The organism is Methylobacterium sp. 1030, from assembly GCF_040544715.1.
GTDB lineage: Bacteria > Pseudomonadota > Alphaproteobacteria > Rhizobiales > Beijerinckiaceae > Methylobacterium.
This window is the reverse complement of record NZ_JBEPKM010000014.1, coordinates 77420-94060: the sequence shown is the minus strand read 5'-3', so window position 1 is coordinate 94060 and position 16641 is coordinate 77420. Positions and strand designations below refer to the sequence as shown.

14 protein-coding genes are annotated in these 16641 nt (G+C 71.3%); 4 read left to right on the top strand and 10 right to left on the bottom strand.

All coding sequences use genetic code 11. From position 1 onward, the window contains the following. Nucleotides 1–95 precede the first annotated feature (95 nt). From metH to ABIC30_RS20745, 3 genes are all read right to left on the bottom strand, one after another. On the bottom strand, nucleotides 96–3848 hold the full coding sequence (metH, locus tag ABIC30_RS20755; protein WP_331326807.1) for a methionine synthase: 3753 nt from the start codon (nucleotides 3846–3848) through the stop codon (nucleotides 96–98). 295 nt (nucleotides 3849–4143) lie between these two features. Continuing rightward, on the bottom strand, nucleotides 4144–5064 hold the full coding sequence (metF, locus tag ABIC30_RS20750; protein ID WP_331326808.1) for a methylenetetrahydrofolate reductase [NAD(P)H]: 921 nt from the start codon (nucleotides 5062–5064) through the stop codon (nucleotides 4144–4146). Between the two features lie 56 nt (nucleotides 5065–5120). Then, nucleotides 5121–6125 (bottom strand): ArsR/SmtB family transcription factor, encoded by a 1005-nt coding sequence (locus ABIC30_RS20745; protein WP_331326809.1) that lies wholly within the window; start codon nucleotides 6123–6125, stop codon nucleotides 5121–5123. 153 nt (nucleotides 6126–6278) lie between these two features. Here ABIC30_RS20745 and ABIC30_RS20740 point away from each other — a divergent pair, with 153 nt between their 5' ends. Next, complete coding sequence (locus tag ABIC30_RS20740) at nucleotides 6279–6860, top strand: histidine phosphatase family protein (protein ID WP_354456040.1); 582 nt, start codon at nucleotides 6279–6281, stop codon at nucleotides 6858–6860. Between the two features lie 3 nt (nucleotides 6861–6863). On the opposite strand, the gene ABIC30_RS20735 is transcribed toward ABIC30_RS20740, so the two are convergent. The 6 genes from ABIC30_RS20735 to ABIC30_RS20710 form a co-directional block, all read right to left on the bottom strand. Continuing rightward, nucleotides 6864–7760, bottom strand: a complete 897-nt coding sequence (locus ABIC30_RS20735) for a bestrophin family protein (protein WP_091927527.1) — start codon at nucleotides 7758–7760, stop codon at nucleotides 6864–6866. Nucleotides 7761–7872: 112 nt separating this feature from the next. Then, nucleotides 7873–8811: an ROK family protein gene (locus tag ABIC30_RS20730; protein WP_354456039.1), complete on the bottom strand. Its 939-nt coding sequence runs from the start codon at nucleotides 8809–8811 to the stop codon at nucleotides 7873–7875. Further along, complete coding sequence (locus tag ABIC30_RS20725; protein ID WP_026605282.1) at nucleotides 8811–10184, bottom strand: dicarboxylate/amino acid:cation symporter; 1374 nt, start codon at nucleotides 10182–10184, stop codon at nucleotides 8811–8813. Before ABIC30_RS20725 ends, ABIC30_RS20730 begins: the two co-directional genes overlap by 1 nt. 231 nt (nucleotides 10185–10415) lie before the next feature. Continuing rightward, nucleotides 10416–11408, bottom strand: a complete 993-nt coding sequence (locus ABIC30_RS20720) for a hypothetical protein (protein WP_354456038.1) — start codon at nucleotides 11406–11408, stop codon at nucleotides 10416–10418. A 318-nt stretch (nucleotides 11409–11726) separates the two neighbouring features. Further along, the gene (msrB, locus tag ABIC30_RS20715) at nucleotides 11727–12137 is read right to left on the bottom strand and encodes a peptide-methionine (R)-S-oxide reductase MsrB (RefSeq protein ID WP_020095375.1); all 411 of its coding nucleotides are present in this window, start codon (nucleotides 12135–12137) and stop codon (nucleotides 11727–11729) included. A gap of 99 nt (nucleotides 12138–12236) precedes the next feature. Then, nucleotides 12237–13427, bottom strand: coding sequence for a YihY/virulence factor BrkB family protein (locus ABIC30_RS20710; protein ID WP_020095376.1), 1191 nt, complete (start codon nucleotides 13425–13427; stop codon nucleotides 12237–12239). 113 nt (nucleotides 13428–13540) lie between these two features. Between ABIC30_RS20710 and ABIC30_RS20705 the strand changes: the two genes are divergently transcribed. The 3 genes from ABIC30_RS20705 to ABIC30_RS20695 all read left to right on the top strand — a co-directional run bounded on the left by ABIC30_RS20705 (nucleotide 13541) and on the right by ABIC30_RS20695 (nucleotide 15594). Beyond that, entirely contained in the window at nucleotides 13541–14614 is a 1074-nt protein-coding gene (locus ABIC30_RS20705) for an apurinic/apyrimidinic endonuclease family protein (RefSeq protein ID WP_020095377.1), read from the top strand. A gap of 46 nt (nucleotides 14615–14660) precedes the next feature. Continuing rightward, on the top strand, nucleotides 14661–15212 hold the full coding sequence (locus ABIC30_RS20700; protein WP_042675936.1) for an RBBP9/YdeN family alpha/beta hydrolase: 552 nt from the start codon (nucleotides 14661–14663) through the stop codon (nucleotides 15210–15212). Between the two features lie 154 nt (nucleotides 15213–15366). Next, nucleotides 15367–15594: a hypothetical protein gene (locus ABIC30_RS20695; protein ID WP_012319110.1), complete on the top strand. Its 228-nt coding sequence runs from the start codon at nucleotides 15367–15369 to the stop codon at nucleotides 15592–15594. Between the two features lie 8 nt (nucleotides 15595–15602). Here the strand turns inward: ABIC30_RS20695 and ABIC30_RS20690 are convergent, their stop codons facing one another. Next, nucleotides 15603–16631 (bottom strand): YcjF family protein, encoded by a 1029-nt coding sequence (locus ABIC30_RS20690; RefSeq protein WP_020095379.1) that lies wholly within the window; start codon nucleotides 16629–16631, stop codon nucleotides 15603–15605. Nucleotides 16632–16641: the final 10 nt, after the last annotated feature.

Genomic DNA, 16641 nt, shown 5'->3' with positions numbered 1-16641 from the left:
GAGAGGAGCGAAGCAATCCAGGGGCGTCACGCCGACAGATGTCGTGCGGCCCTGGCTCGCTTCGCTACGCTCGCGATGACGGTGGTGCCCCGCCCCTACTCCGCCGCCTGCGGCATGTACCGCGTCGGATCGTAGTTCAGGATCGGGCCGAGCCAGCGCTCGACGTCGCGGACATCCATCCCCTTGCGGGCGGCGTAATCCTCGACCTGATCCCGCTCCACCTTGGCGACGCCGAAATAGTGCGCCTCCGGGTGGGCAATGTAGATCCCCGATACCGAGGAACCCGGCCACATCGCGTAGGACTCGGTGAGCTTCACGCCGATCCGGCTCTCCGCCTTCAGCAGGTCGAACAGGGTGGTCTTCTCGGTGTGGTCGGGCTGGGCCGGGTAGCCCGGGGCCGGGCGGATGCCGTCGTACTTCTCCAGCACCAGCTCCTCGGGGGCGTAGGCCTCGTCGGACGCGTAGCCCCAGAACTCCTTGCGCACCCGCTCGTGCATCCGCTCGGCGAAGGCCTCGGCGATGCGGTCGGCGAGCGCCTTCACGAGGATCGCCCGGTAATCGTCGTTGGCCCGCTCGAACCGCTCGGCGATCCGCACCTCCTCCAGGCCCGCCGTCACCACGAAGCCGCCGACATAGTCGGCGATGCCGGTCTCGGCCGGCGCCACGAAGTCCGACAGGCAGGTGTTCGACCGGCCGTCGCGCTTCGAGAGCTGCTGGCGCAGGCCGTGGAAGGTGGCGAGCCGCTCCGACCGGCTCTCGCCCGTGTAGAGCGCGATGTCGTCGCCGACGCTGTTGGCCGGCCAGAAGCCGATCACCGCCTTCGGATTGAACCAGCGCTCCTCGACGATCTGCTTCAGCATCGCCTGCGCGTCCTCGTAGAGGGCGCGGGCGGCCGGGCCCTGCTCGGGATCGTCCAGGAGCGCCGGGAAGCGGCCCTTGAACTCGTAGGTCTGCAGGAACGGCGTCCAGTCGATGTAGGGCACGAGGTCGGCGACCTCGTAGGAGCCGTAGACCCTCGTGCCGGTGAAGGAGGGCTTCGCCGGCTTGTAGCCCGACCAGTCGATCTTGAACGCGTTGGTCCGCGCCTTGGCGAGCGGCAGCCGTTGCTTGTCGGCCTCCGAGCGCCTGTGGGCGTCGGCGACCTTGGCGTACTCGGCCCGGACCTTCTCGATCGTCGGCCCACGGGTCTCCTTCGAGATCAGGCTCGACACCACGCCGACCGCGCGGCTCGCGTCGGTGACGTAGACCGCCTGACCCTTGGCGTAGGCCGGGTGGATCTTCACCGCCGTGTGGACGCGGCTCGTGGTGGCGCCGCCGATCAGCAGCGGCACGTCGAGACCCTCGCGCTCCATCTCGCCCGCCACGTGGACCATCTCATCGAGCGACGGTGTGATCAGGCCGGACAGGCCGACGATGTCGACCTTCTCGGTCTTGGCGGTCTCCAGGATCTTGGCGGCCGGCACCATCACGCCGAGATCGATGATCTCGTAGTTGTTGCAGGCCAGCACGACGCCGACGATGTTCTTGCCGATGTCGTGGACGTCGCCCTTCACGGTGGCCATCAGCACCTTGCCGGCGGCCTGTCGCTTGCCGTCGCCGCCGTTGGCGCGCTTCTCCTCCTCCATGAACGGCTCGAGATAGGCGACCGCCTGCTTCATCACGCGGGCCGACTTCACGACTTGGGGCAGGAACATCTTTCCGGAGCCGAACAGGTCGCCGACCACGTTCATGCCGGCCATCAGCGGGCCCTCGATGACGTGGAGCGGGCGCTCGGCCTTCTGTCGCGCCTCCTCGGTGTCGGCCACGATGTACTCGGTGATGCCGTTGACCAGCGCGTGCTCGATGCGCTTCTCGACGGGCGCCTCGCGCCACGTCAGGTCGGCGGTCTTGGCCTGGGCCGAGGCGCCGGTCTTGAAGCGCTCGGCGGCCTCCAGCAGGCGCTCGGTGGAATCGTCGCGGCGGTTGAGGACCACGTCCTCGCACAGCTCGCGCAGCTCCGCCGGGATCTCGTCATACACGGCGAGCTGGCCGGCATTGACGATGCCCATGTCCATGCCGGCCTTGATGCAGTGGAACAGGAACACCGCGTGCATCGCCTCGCGCACCGGCTCGTTGCCGCGGAACGCGAAGGACAGGTTCGAGACGCCGCCCGAGATATGGGCGTGCGGCAGGGTCTCGCGGATCGTGCGGGTCGCCTCGATGAAGGCCACGCCGTACGGGTTGTGTTCCTCGATACCGGTGGCGACGGCGAAGATGTTCGGATCGAAGATGATGTCCTCGGGCGGGAAGCCGACCTGCTCGGTCAGGATCCGGTAGGCCTTGGTGCAGATCTCGACCTTGCGCTCGTAGGAATCCGCCTGCCCCTGCTCGTCGAAGGCCATCACCACCACGGCGGCCCCGTAGGAGCGGCAGACCTTGGCGGCCTCGATGAACTTCTCCTCGCCCTCCTTCATCGAGATCGAGTTCACGATCGGCTTGCCCTGGATGCACTTCAGGCCGGCCTCGATCACCTCGAACTTCGAGGAATCGACCATCACGGGCACCCGGGCGATGTCGGGCTCGGCGGCGACGAGGTTCAGGAACTCGACCATCGCCTTCTGGGAGTCGAGCAGGCCCTCGTCCATGTTGACGTCGATCACCTGGGCGCCGGCTGCCACCTGATCGCGGGCGACGTCGAGCGCCGCCGCGTAGTCGCCGTTGGTGATGAGCTTGCGGAACTTGGCCGAGCCGGTGACGTTCGTGCGCTCGCCCACGTTCACGAAGGGGATTTCCGGCGTGAGGACGAAGGGCTCCAGGCCCGAGAGCCGCATCAGGCGCGGCACCTCGGGGATCGGCCGCGGCGCCTTGCCGGCGACGGCCTCCGCGATGGCGCGGATATGGTCCGGGGTGGTGCCGCAGCAGCCGCCGACCATGTTGACGAGGCCGGATTCGGCGAACTCGCCGACCAGCTTGCCCATCGCCTCCGGGCTCTCGTCGTAGAGGCCGAACTCGTTCGGCAGGCCGGCATTCGGGTAGGCGCAGACCAGCGTGTCGCAGATCCGCGACAGCTCGGCGATGTGGCCGCGCATCTCCCGGGCGCCGAGCGCGCAGTTGAGGCCGAAGGTCAGCGGCTCGGAATGGCGCAGGGAGTGCCAGAAGGCCGCCGGCGTCTGGCCCGATAAGGTGCGGCCCGAGAGGTCGGTAATGGTGCCGGAGATCTGGATCGGCAGGCGGATGCCGGTCTCGTCGAAGACTTGCCACGCCGCCGCCACTGCGGCCTTGGCGTTCAGCGTGTCGAAGATGGTCTCGATCAGGATCAGCTCGGCACCGCCGTCGATCAGGCCGCGGACCTGCTCCACGTAGGCCTGCTTCACCTGGTCAAAGGTCACGGCCCGGAAGCCCGGGTTGTTCACGTCCGGCGAGATCGACAAAGTCCGGTTCGTCGGGCCGATGGCGCCGGCCACGAAGCGGCGGCGTCCGTCCTTCTGCTCGGCGAGCTTGGCGGCCTCACGGGCGAGCCGCGCTCCTTGAGCGTTCAGCTCGTGGATGATCGACTCCATGCCGTAATCGGCCTGGGCGATGGTGGTGCCCGAGAAGGTGTTGGTCTCGCAGACGTCGGCGCCGGCCAGGAAGTAGTCGAGGTGGATCTGCCGGATCGCGTCGGGCTGGGTCAGGATCAGGAGGTCGTTGTTGCCCTTCTGATCGTGGCCGTGATCCTTGAACCGGTCGCCGCGGAAATCCTCTTCCGAGAACTTCAGCCGCTGGATCACGGTGCCCATCGCCCCGTCGAGGACGAGGATCTTCTCCGCGGCGCGCTGGCGCAGGGCCTTCGCGATCTCGGTGCCGTCGACGGGGGCAAAATCGGTCATCGTGCGTCCTGTCAGATCACCTCGTCCCGAGGTGCCGGAGCGAAGCGGAGGCCTCGCAGGAGGCCGCCTGATATCTCGGTGTTCCCTGGAGCCCTCCTTCGGGGCCGCTCACGCGGCCCCTCAGGACGAGGTGGAGGGGGATCTTCGGTCTCTCGTGCGTGCCCTGGCTGCTGTCTCGGACACAAGCCGTCTTTGCGAGCGCAGCGAAGCAATCCAGCCGCGCCACGCTCACGGATGTCGCGCTACCCTGGGTCGCTTCGCTGCGCTCGCGATGACGGACCGCGGCCCCGAGAATTTAAGCCGCGGCCTTCGCGGCCGCCAGCTTCGGCGCCTGGGCGCGCAGGCCGAGCAGGTGGCAGATCGCGTAGACCAAGTCGGAGCGGTTCATCGAGTAGAAGTGGAAGTCGTTGACGCCCTCGTCCACGAGGTCGAGCACCTGCTCGGCCGCCACCGCGCCGGCCACGAGCCGGCGGGTCTCCACGTCGTCCTCCAGCCCCTCGAACCGGGCGGCCAGCCAGTAGGGCACCGAGGCGCCGGTGCGGCGGGCGAAGTTCGCCGCCTGCTTGAAGTTCTGCACCGGCAGGATGCCCGGGATGATCGGGATGGTGATCCCGGCCGCCCGGACCTTCTCCAGGTAGCGCAGGTAGATCTCGTTCTCGAAGAAGAACTGGGTGATCGCCTGATCGGCCCCGGCATCGACTTTGGCCTTCAGGGCGTCGATGTCGGCGTCCAGCGAGGCCGCCTCGGGATGCTTCTCGGGGTAGGCCGAGACCGAGACCTTGAAGTCGCCGATCCGCTTGATCCCCTGCACCAGCTCGGCGGTCGAGGCGTAGCCTTCCGGATGGGGCCGGTAGGCGTGGCCGACGCCCTCGGCCGGGTCGCCGCGCAGGGCCACGATGTGGCGCACGCCCGCGTCCCAGTAGGACTGCACCACCGCGTCGATCTCGTCGCGGGAGGCGTCCACGCAGGTGAGGTGGGCGGCGGGCTTGAGGCCGGTCTCGCGGACCATCCGGGCGACCGTGTTGTGGGTGCGCTCGCGGGTCGAGCCGCCGGCCCCGTAGGTCACCGAGACGAAGCTCGGCTGCAGCGGCGCGAGGCGCTCGATGGAGTTCCAGAGGATCTTCTCCATCTCGTCGGTCTTCGGCGGGAAGAACTCGATCGAGACGCGGATCGGGTGGTAGCCGTCGCGGCTGGCGCGGTGGGTGGAGCGGCGCATCGGGGTCTCGTCCTCTATGTCGGTCGGTTCAGACGAAGTCTGCGGAGTTCGGTGTCTCAGGCGACGGCGCGCTGAGGCTGTTCTGTGTCGGTCAGCCCGTCCTGGGCCAGCCAGAGGGTGACGGTGAGCTGGCCGGACTCGCGCGGCGCCAGATCGCGGGTGGCGACCGTGGCGAGGCCGGCCTCGGCGAGCCAGCCGGAGACCTGGTCGGCCGAGAAGCCGAGGCGCCGGTGGGCCTGTCCGGTGCGCAGGAACTCCAGATCGTGCGGCGCGAAATCCACCACCAGCAGGCGGCCGCCCGGCGCCACGAGCCGCGCGGCGCCGCGGAGCGCCCGGGCCGGGTCGTCGAGATAATGCAGCACCTGATGGACCACGACGAGGTCGAAACTCGCCCGCGCGAAGGGCGGCGCGTGAATGTCGCCCTGCCGCAGATCGACCCGCGCGAGGCCCTGGCGCTCCAGGTTGGCCCGGGCGACGGACAGCATGGCGTGGCTCGAATCGAGGCCGGTGGCCCGGCCGGCCCGGGGCGCCAGGAGGCCGAGCATCCGGCCGGTGCCGGTCCCGAGATCGATCAGGCTGCCGATCGGGCGGTCGCCCAGGGCGTCGAGCACCGCGGCCTCCACGATCGCCTCGGGCACGTGCAGGGAGCGCAGCTCGTCCCATTTGGGAGCCAGCCGGGCGAAGAAGGTCGTGGCCGCCTCGGCCCGCTGCGCCCGGACGGCATCGAGCCGCGCGCGGTCCTCCGAGAGCGGCGGCGCGGTCCGGTCGAGCCCGGACAGCAGCGGGTCCGCCAGGCCGGCGCGGGCGTCGGACAGCCGGAAGAACGCCCAGGCCCCCTCGCGGTGGCGCTCGACCAGCCCTGCCTCCACCAGGAGCTTAAGGTGGCGGGAGATCCGCGGCTGGGACTGGCCGAGGATGTCGGTGAGGTCGGAGACCGACAGCTCACCCTCGACGAGGAGCGCCAGGATGCGCAGGCGCGTCTCCTCCGCGGCCGCACGCAGGACGCCCAGGGCTTCCGGAAAGGGGATCGACCCCGCCTCTTGCCTGCGTTCGATAGACATAAAGATATGTTTATGTCCGTTTCGACGCGGACGCAAGCGCGATCTTGAATCGGCCTGAGGCGATCGTGCCGAGCCGATGAGACGGTAGCGCGGCGGCCGCATTGACGGCAGGATCGATGGCAGGGCCGCGGACCGCGCGCCCGGGAGGCGCCCATGGCCGAGAGCCCGTTCCCGCAGATCACGCTGGTCCGCCACGGCGAGACCGCCTGGAGCCGGTCCGGTCAGCATACCGGGCGCAGCGACATCCCCCTGACGCCGGAGGGCGAGGAGGCGGCGCGCGCCCTCGCCCCGCGCCTGGCGGCCCGCACCTACGCGGAGGTCTGGTCGAGCCCGTCGAGCCGGGCGGCCACGACCTGCGCGCTGGCGGGTTTCGGCGACCGCTGCACGATCGACCCGGATCTCGCGGAGTGGGATTACGGCGCCTACGAGGGCCGGACCACGAAGGCGATCCTGGCCGAGCGGCCGGACTGGCGCCTGTTCCGCGACGGCTGCCCCGGCGGCGAGACGGCGGCGGACGTCGGTGTCCGGGCGGACCGGGTCATCGCCCGGGCCCGCGCCCGCGACGCCGACCTGATCGTGTTCTCCAGCGCGCATGTCCTGCGCGTGCTCGCCGCGCGCTGGATCGGCCTGGAGCCGCGGGGCGGCGCACTCCTCGTCCTCGGCACCGCGAGCGTCTCGGTGCTCGGCTACGAGCACGACCGCACCGAGCCCGTGCTGCGTGCCTGGAACGGGTAGGCGCTAGCGCAGCCAGTACCCGTCGGGCGCCAGCGCCTGGGGCATCGGCTCGCCGAGCGCGTGGTGGACGATGCGGTCCACGGCGCGGACCATGGCGTCGAGGGGCAGGTCGTTGGGCTCGGTGCCGAACGGCTCCTCGAGCTCGTCCCCGAGAGCGTCCAGACCGAAGAACGTGTAGGCCACGAGCGCCACCACGACCGGGGTCGCCCAGCCGAGCGAGCCGGTGAGGCCCACCGGCAGGAGCAGGCAGTAGAGCCACGCCGTCCGGTACACGAGCAACGTGTAGGCGAAGGGCAGCGGCGTGTTGGCGAGCCGCTCGCAGGCGGTGTGCACGCCCGACAGCGCCTCGATCCGGGCCTCGAGGATGCCGAACTGGATGTCGCTGAGCCGGCCCGCGCGCGTCAGCGCGGCGAGGTCGCGGGTGATGGCGGCCAGGACCGAGTCGGTGGGATTCGGGCCGGACAGGTCCGATCCCGGGCTCGTCCGGTCGACGGCGGCGGCCTCGTCCAGGTCGCGCAGCCGGGCGTGGAGGCCGTGCGCGAAGGCCGACAGGCGCCGGAGCTGGAGCGCGGCCTCCCGCTCGGGCAGCAGGGCCGGGAGGGCGCGGGCGAGGTTGCGCACCTCGCCGATCAGGTTGCCCCAGTGCTTCCGGGCCTCCCACCAGCGCTCGTAGCAGGCGTTGTTGCGAAAGCTCAGGAAGATCGAGAGGGCGAGGCCGACCACGGTGAACGGCGTCACCCCCGCGCTGACCGGGAACAGCGCGGGCCACCGCGATTCCGCCCACACCACCGCGCACGAGACCGCGACGATCCCCGCGAGCTTGGGCGCCACCCGCGGCACGATCGAGCCGCGCAGGGTGAACAGCAGGGTCAGTAGGTTGGGCCGGGTGCGGACGATCATCGGGGCTTCGGCGGTGCGGTGCTGCCGTCCTGCCCTGCCCCCTCCGGACCCGCAAGCGACGTCTGTGTGAGCCGGGCCGTCCGATCGAGTCCGGGCAGACCTTCGAGCGGGCTCAGACGGTCTGCGTCTCCCACAGCCACGCCGCCCCGCGCACCCCCGAGGCGTCGCCGTGCAGGCTCGCCCGCACGGGCGTGTCGAAGGCGTCGGAGAAGACGTGGGGGGCGATCGCCGCCGGCAGGCCCGCGATCAGCTCCGGGATGCGCGACAGGCCGCCGCCGATCACGATCACGTCCGGGTCGAGGAGGTTCACCACCTGGGCGGCCGCGCGACCGAGGCGCTCGAGGTGGACGGCGAGCGTCTCCCGCGCCGCCGGGCTTCCGGCCCGGGCCTCGGCGACGACCGCCTCGGCGCTGAGGTCGCCGCCGTGCCGCCGCGCGTGGTCGGCGGCCAGCCCGGGACCGGACAGCCAGGTCTCGACGCAGCCCCGGCGGCCGCAATAGCAGGCGGCGCCCGGCCGCTCGTCGTCGCGGGGCGCCGGCAGGGGGCCGTGGCCCCACTCGCCCGCGATGCCGTTGCGGCCCGTGAGCACCCGACCGTCGAGGGCGATGCCGGACCCGACACCGGTGCCCAGGATCACCGCCCAGACCACGCGGGCCCCGGCGCCGGCGCCGTCGATCGCCTCCGACACCGCCAGGCAGTTGGCGTCGTTCTCGATCCGGAGCGGGCGCTTAAGGCGCGCGCCGAGATCGGCCGCGAACGGGTGTCCGTTGAGCCAGTGCGAGTTGGCGTTGCGCACGAGGCCCGTCGCCGGGGACAGGCTCCCCGGCATGCCGATGCCGACGCTGCAGGGCGCGCCGGCCTCGGCCTCGAGACGCAGGACGAGGTCGGCCACGGCCTCGACGGTGGCCCGGTAGGCGCCCCGCGGGGCGGGCATCCGCGCCTCGGCCAGGGTCGACCCGTCCCGGCCGAGCACGATCCCGGCGATCTTGGTGCCGCCGAGATCGATGCCGAGGCGCGGGCGACCCGCGTTCTTCGCCGTCGGCGATCCCATCACTCGGCGGCGGCGACCTTGCTGTCGGTGCCCATCGGCTGCGGCGACTCGTCGGCGATGTGGGTGCCGATGGCGACCGGGTGGGCCATCACCTCGTTGAGCTTGGCGACGTCGAGCTCGCCTTCCCAGCGGCTGACCACCACGCAGGCGACGCCGTTGCCCACGAGGTTGGTGAGCGCGCGGCACTCGGACATGAACTTGTCGATGCCGAGGACCAGGGTCATGGCGGCGACCGGCACCGGGCTGTTGGGGATCGCCGAGAGGGTCGCCGCCAGGGTGATGAAGCCGGCACCCGTGACGCCCGATGCGCCCTTCGAGGTCAGCATCGCCACCAGGATGATGGTGGCGTACTGGCTGATCGACAGGTCCACGCCCACGGCCTGCGCCAGGAACAGCGTCGCCAGCGTCATGTAGATGTTGGTGCCGTCGAGGTTGAACGAGTAGCCGGTCGGGACCACGAGACCGACGACCGAGTCCGAGGCGCCGAGGCGGCGCATCTTGGTCATGAGCTGCGGCAGCACCGTCTCGGAGGACGACGTGCCGACCACGATCAGCAGCTCGTCCTTGATGTAGGCGAGGAAGCGCAGGATCGAGAAGCCCGCGACCCGGGCGATCGTCCCGAGCACCACGAGCACGAACAGGATCGCCGTGATGTAGAAGGTGCCGACCAGCCACGCGAGGTCGTAGACCTTCTGGATGCCGTACTCGCCGATCGTGAACGCCATGGCGCCGAAGGCGCCGACGGGGGCGAGCTTCACGACGATGCCGATGATCCGGAAGAAGATCTGGCCGGCGGTGTCGATCGCGTGGTTCACCGAGGCCGCGCGCTCGCCGAGATTCGTCACCACGACGCCGGTGAGGATCGAGATCAGCAGCACCTGCAGCAGGTCGCCGGTGGCGAAGGGGTCGAGGAAGCTCTTCGGGATGATCGCCAGGATGTGGGCGACGGTGGAATCGGCGGCCGCCTTGCTGGCGTAGGTCGCGACCTTGCTGGCGTCGAGCTTCGACGGGTCGGCGTTGAAGCCGGCGCCGGGCCGGATCACCTCGCCGACGATGACGCCGATCAGCAGCGCGATGGTGGACACCACCTCGAAGTAGACCAGCGCCTTCAGGCCGACGCGGCCGACCTTCTTCAGGTCGCCGATCGACGCGATGCCGTGGACGATCGTGCAGAAGATGATCGGCGCGATCATCATCTTGATCAGGCCGATGAAGGCGTCGCCGAGCCACTTCATCGACTTGCCGGTGGCCGGGTCGTACCAGCCGAGCAGGACGCCGAGCGCGATGGCGATCAGCACCTGGATGTAGAGCACCTTGTACCAGGGCTCGCGGGGCGCTGCGGCGGGAGCCGTCGCCTGGATTGCCTGTGCCATGTCCATCCCGTGCGACGACCGCGCACCCTCCCGATTTGCCGGCACGCTAGCGACTATCACCCGGCGCCTCAACGGCTGCACGCTTATCCGCCCGGAACCATCCGTGACAAAAACCTGTCATTCCCGGACGAAGATCTCTCGTATCCGAGAGCCGCGGACCCGCGAAAACAGACGGGCCGCAGCGCGATCTGCGCTGCGGCCCGGCCGTGCCTCGCGTCGTTGCGACGCGGGTCAGGTCTGCTGCTGGGTCCGGCGGGGGCGGACGGTCCAGCGCTCGAACATCGAGGCGGGATCCTCGCTCTTCCCGTCCTTGTTCTCGGCGGCGGGATCGGGCTGCTGGTGGATCGCCGCGCCGAGGGCCTGCGACAGGCTCTCGATGACGTCGTCGATGCGGGCATCCCCGTGCAGGGCGTCGCCGCTGCCGGATTGCGGGGCGGGCGTCTCAGCGGCCGGCGCGGCGTGCGCGGCCGCTTCCGGCGCGGGCTCCGGCTGCGGCTCGGGCTCGGGGTGATGCTCCGGGGCCGGCTCGGGCGGGCGCGGGGCGGCAGCGGCGGGCTCGGGAGCCGGCGGCGGGGCGGCGACGACCGGCGCGGCGGCGGCCAGCGCCGCGGGAGCCGCGGCCCGGCGCATAGCACCCATCGCACCCTCGTCGGACTCGGTGCTCCGGCTGCTGCTGCTGCTACCGTAACGGCCGAAGCCGAAGCGCGGCTCGATCAGGTCCAGCACCGCGTCCAGCGCGGCGTTGCTCAGCGCCACCTCCTCGGCCGCCGGCACGCCCTGGATGGCCAGGGCCGCCCGCTCGAAGGCCGGCTCGCTGCTGACCTCGCGGCCGAACCAGCTCGGGGCGTGGAAGCCGGCGGCCTCGCCGTCATCGTCGAAGGTGACGCTGATCAGGTCCAGGCTGCCGGGGGTGACGTAGCGGTCGATGGCGATCTCGCGCCCGCCGGCATTCAGCGTGGTGCGGTCGTAGGCGGCCTTGCCGGGGCACACGTCCAGCAGGGCGTCGCCGTGGGCGCGCGGGACGTCGGTGCGCTCCTCGACCGGGACTCCGTCCGGCCCCTTGTTCACCAGGACCAGCTGGCAGACCTGGCCGTCGACGCGCACGTAGGAGGCCCGGCCGCCCTGGGGCGCGAAGTGACCCTCGGTGATGCGGGCGCCACCCCGCTCCTTGCGGATCAGGCGGACCAGGGATGGTGCGACCAGAAATCGGCGAACGGTGCTCATGAACTCAAAACCCCTCCCGCTTGGTCGGCGGCGCGCCGATCCGGCGGACAGCCCTCAGCGCCGCCGGGCCGCACGGAAGGGGGCACGTGGAGCCGGCCCGCACGGCGTATAAGCTGACTGCCACGCCGTATTCGCCAGAGCCTGACCACTTCCGTCGCCAATCACCGGACAGCGACATCCTGAGACTATAGAGCGCTAAGCAAAAACGCGACGAAATCAAGACCGGATCCGGCCGAGGATCCGGCCCCGGCGGTCCCTGTCCCCGATATCCCGGCTTTCGCGCCGCGTTTCCGAACCCAGGTTAGCGGCCCCCGCGATTCATTCAGCCGGCTCGAAATTCATCGCCGCGCCGTTCATGCAGTAGCGCAGGCCGGTCGGCGCCGGGCCGTCGTCGAAGACGTGGCCCAGATGGCCCTTGCAGCGGGCGCAGTGCACTTCGGTGCGGACCATCCAGTGGCTGCGGTCCACCGTGGTCTCGACGGCGCCGTCGAGGGGCTCGAAGAAGCTCGGCCAGCCCGTTCCGGACTCGAACTTGGTGCCCTGCTCGAACAGCGGCTGACCGCAGCCGGCGCAGGTGAAGGTCCCGGCCCGCTTCTCGGCGAGCAGACAGCTCGTGCCGGCCCGCTCCGTGCCGTGCTCGCGCAGGACCCGGTACTGCTCCGGTGTCAGCGCCGAGCGCCACTCGGCGTCGCTGCGGGTCTCCGGGCTGGTGGTCGGCGTGTCGGCCATGGCGATCTCCCTTCTCGCCACGCTATATAGGGATCGCGCGCCCTATCCGGCAGTCCCGGAGGATGCCGCAGGGCGTCTCCGGGATCGGAGACGCGGCGTTCAGGCGGCGGCGCCGACGGTGTCGGCCATCCGCGCCCGGCGCGCGCCCATCGGCAGCGGCGCGCCCGTGGTGGTGTCGCGGGCGGTCTGGTGCTCCAGCTCCGCGTTGATCTCGCCTCCGAGCAGCACGATCGTCGAGGAGATCCAGATCCACGTCATGAAGCCGATCACGGCGCCGAGCGACCCGTAGGTCTCGTTGTAGGTGCCGAAATTGGCGACGTACCAGGAGAACAGGAGCGACGCGGCGAGCCAGAGTAGGCCCGCGACGACGCTGCCGAACCCGACCCAGCGCCAGCGGGCGTGCTCCCGGCTCGGCCCGAACCGGTAGAGCACCGACAGGCCGCCGAGCAGGACGATCAGGATCGCCGGCCAGCGCAGGGCCGCGAGCAGCCACGCGGTCGAGCCGAGGCCCAGGAAGTTCAGCATCACCGGCACGACGACGATCACGTTGAGCGCGACGATGATGAACAGCAGGGCGCCGACCGTGAAAGTGAGCGAGCGGAGGTTGAGCCAGAAGAAGTTTCGCTTCTCCTCCTCCTCGTAGACGACGTTCAGCGCGTCGAACATCGCCTTCATGGCCGCGTTGGCGCTCCAGATCGACAGGAGCAGGCTGGAGAAGAACGTGATGCTGAGGGAGCCGCTGCCCTTGGCGGCGATGCGCTTGACCTGGTCGCCGATGAGCTCGACCGCGCCGGACGGCAGGACCGCGTGCAGCTGGGCGAGGTGATCGTTGATGACGGTCACGTCGGCGAAGAGGCCGTAGCAGGAGACCAGCGCGGCGATGGCGGGGAACAGCGACAGCAGCGTGTAGAAGGTCACCCCGGCGGCGACCGCCAGGACCCGGTCCTTGTTGAACTCCAGGTAGACCCGGACGACGATGTCCTTCCAGCCGGACCGCGTCATCTCGACGGGGCTGTCGGCGGCGCGGCCGCGCTCCGGCTGGGTCGCGGCGGTGAGCTGCGCGGCGCGCCCCGAGATCGAGCGCGCCCCCGCGGCGACGCCCTTCCGCAGGCCCCGATCGTCGCAGGACGGATCGCGGTCGAGCGGCGGCGCGTCGGCGGGGAGAGCCGCCGGCACGCGGCGCCGCGCCGGCGCCGCCGCGAGGGCGACCAGTGCCGAACCGAGCATCAGGATCCAGAGGATCGAGCCGCCCTCCGAGGGGCCGGTCGAACGCGACGGTGACGGGGGCATGGATCGGGGCCAGTGCGCGGAACTGCCGCGCTCGGGACTCCCAACGTCGTCGTGCCGCGGCCGTTCCGCGCGTCGCGCGGGGACGCCGCGGCCCTCCGCGCGTTGTGCTCGTTATGCGCGATCAGCCCCGTCTCGGATTCTGCTGCAAGTTCGTCCTGGACGAGCCGCCCGGCACCCATGCCACCCTCAAGGCGGAGCGGGAGGCCACGCTGCACATGAACCTCACCAGCGTGACCATGGCCCATCTCACGAAGCTGGAGCCGGCCGCCCGGCGGGTGAAGCTCACCGGGCTCGTCGCCCACAACCTCGACGCCCTCGCCCGCCAGATCGCCTGGGTCGGGGCCCGGCCGCCGCTGGAGCGTCTCCTGCGCATGGCGAGCAACGTCCTTCCGGGCTACACCCACCCGATCGCGCAGCCGCTCTACGCCGAGCCCGAGATGGCGGCGCTGGTCGAGCGCGGCCTCGCCGAGGCCGGCGCGCTGGCCCGCCGGCTCGGGGTGCGCCTGAGCTTCCACCCGGGACCGTTCTGCCTGCTGGCGAGCCGCAACCCGGCGGCGATCGCCAACGGCCTGTCCGAGCTCGACTACCACGCCGAGATCTTCGACCGGATGGGCTACGGCGGCGGCTGGCATCCGCACGGCGCCCATATCAACATCCATGTCGGCGCGGGCGACCCGGGGGTCGAGGGCTTCCGCGAGACCCTGCCCCGGGCGAGCCGGGTGGCGCGCGACCTGGTGACGGTCGAGAACGACGAGAACGTGTTCGGCCTCGACGCGGTGCTGCGGCTCGCCGACCTCGTGCCCGTGGTGCTCGACCTGCACCACCACTGGGTCGAGAGCGGCGGGGAGTATCTCGAGCCGGACGATGCCCGGATCGCCCGGGTGCAGGAATCCTGGCGCGGCGTCCGGCCCGTGGCCCATATCAGCGTGTCGCGCGAGGCGGTCTCCGCCGCCTGCGATCCGGACGCCCTGCCCGACTTCCCGGCCCTGCGCGCGGCCGGCCACGCGGTCCGGGACCTCGCGGCCCATTCCGACATGATGTGGAACCGGGCGGTGAACGACCTCGTCGCCCGGCACCTCGCCTGGGCGGATTTCGAGATCGAGGCCAAGGCGAAGAACCGCGCCTCCGTGCAGATCGCCCGACACATCCTGGCCCTCGAGGGAGCGGCGCCGATCGCGGCCGAATGACGGGACGGTCTCGACGCGTCCGTCGGTCCGCACTAGGCATCCCGGTATGAAGACCGCCGACTGCGACATCCTCATCGTCCCGGGGCTCGGGGGCTCCGAGGAGGACCATTGGCAGGCCCGCTGGGCGGGCCGCCTCGCTACCGCGCGCGTGGTCGAGCAGGACCAGTGGCACGAACCGACCCCGGAGGCGTGGTGCGGCCGCATCGCCGAGGCGGTCGCGGCGGCGACGCGGCCGGTCATCCTGATCGCCCACAGCCTCGGCGTGGTGGCGTGCGTCGAGGCGGTGCCGCGCTTCCCCGCGGGGGTGGTGCGCGGCGCCCTCCTGGTGGCGCTCCCGGACGTCGAGGAGGCGCCGGGCCTGCCCGACGCGGTCCGGGCCTTCGCGCCGGTGCCGCGCGATCCCCTGCCCTTCCCGGCCCTGCTGGTCGCCAGCCGTACCGACCCGTACTGCCGCTACGAGCGGGCGGACGACTTCGCCCATGCCTGGGGGGCGCTCACGGTCGACGCGGGCGAATCCGGCCACCTCAACGTGGCGAGCGGGCACGGCCCCTGGCCCGAGGGACTGATGCGGCTCGCCGGGTTCCTGAAGGGGCTCTGAGCCTGCGAGCCCTGCGGCGCGCGAGGACGATCGGCGTCCCCGGGGCTCGGCGGGATGGGACCGGCACGGGTCGTATTAACGCGCTGTTTACCACCGCCCTCTTCAGTGGCGGCACGGGCGGTCCTTCGTCCCGAAGCCGCCCCTGGAGAGCACCGTGACGCGCAAAGAGCTTCTCGAACGACTCGAAGCGGTGCAGACCGCCCTCGGCCCCCGGGCCCAGAGCAACTTCAACAGCTCGCTGTTCAACGACGTGACGCTGCTCAAGCGGATCGAGGCCTTCGAGGCCAAGCTCGGCGAGCCCGAGAAGCCGAAGACCGCCGACTACACCGGCAACATGTTCTCGCGCATCGCCAACCGCCGCGCCGCCGCGGGCGCCAAGTAGTCCCGCCCCTATTTCGGCTCGGCCCCGGCCGAGCGCAGCAGCTCGCCGGCAACGTCGGCGAGCCGCGGCGGGGCCTCCCGCACGAACGGCAGCGGCCGGCAGACGTTGAGCGCCGCGAGCCCGAACCGGGCGGTCATCAGCCCGTTGAGCACGCCCTCCCCCAGCTTGGCGGAGACCCGGGCGGCGATCCCGAGCCCCAGAACCTGCTGCATCACGCTCTCGCCCACCGCCATGCCGCCGGTGACCGTGAGATGCGCGAGCGCCGCGCGCCCCAGTCGCAGGAAGCCCAGGAAGCCCGGCCGGCCGCCGTAGATCGCGGCGATCCGGCGCAGCAGACGCACCGCCGCGAACACCACGAAGGCCACGTCGACGATCGCCCGCGGGCTCAGCGCCGTCACCGCCGAGACCTGCTTGGCCGTCGTCGCGATGGCGTTGCGCGCCTGCCGGTCGAGGCCGGCGAGCAGTTCGTGCTCGGCCAGTCCGATCCGGTCGTCGACGTCGAGGATCGCGTCGGCGGCGGCGTCGATCCGGGCGCGGCCCGCCGACAGGGCGTCGCGGTCCGCGTAGAAGGTCGAGAGCGCCTGCACCACCGCCTGCGCGCCGGTGTGGTCGCGGGTGGCGAGGGCGTCCAGCGCCGACTGGCGCAGCCGCTCGATCTTGCGCTCGCGCCGCAGGCCGGCGAGTTCCCGCACCACGATCGCCAGCAGCGCCAGCGCGGCGAGGCCCAGCAGCGCGAGCGCGACCCAGCCGAGCCAGGGGGCGGCCTGGAACAGGTCGCTGATCATCCGCTCGACCGACAGGCCGACGCCCAGGGAGACGAGGCCGCCCACCGCCGAGAAGAACAGGGCACCCCAGGGCGAGCGCGAGCGCGGCGCCACCGGCACGGCGACGCCGTCGGCGGCGTCGAGGATCTCGAAGGGTTCCTCGACGATCCGGGCCTGCGGCGGCCGCGGTCCGAGCGGCGTCGTGGTCACGCTCGGCTCGCCGACCGGTTCGGGGCTGATCCGGAAGGCGCGGGGTTTCTGGCCGGAGGTCATGGTCGCGGGC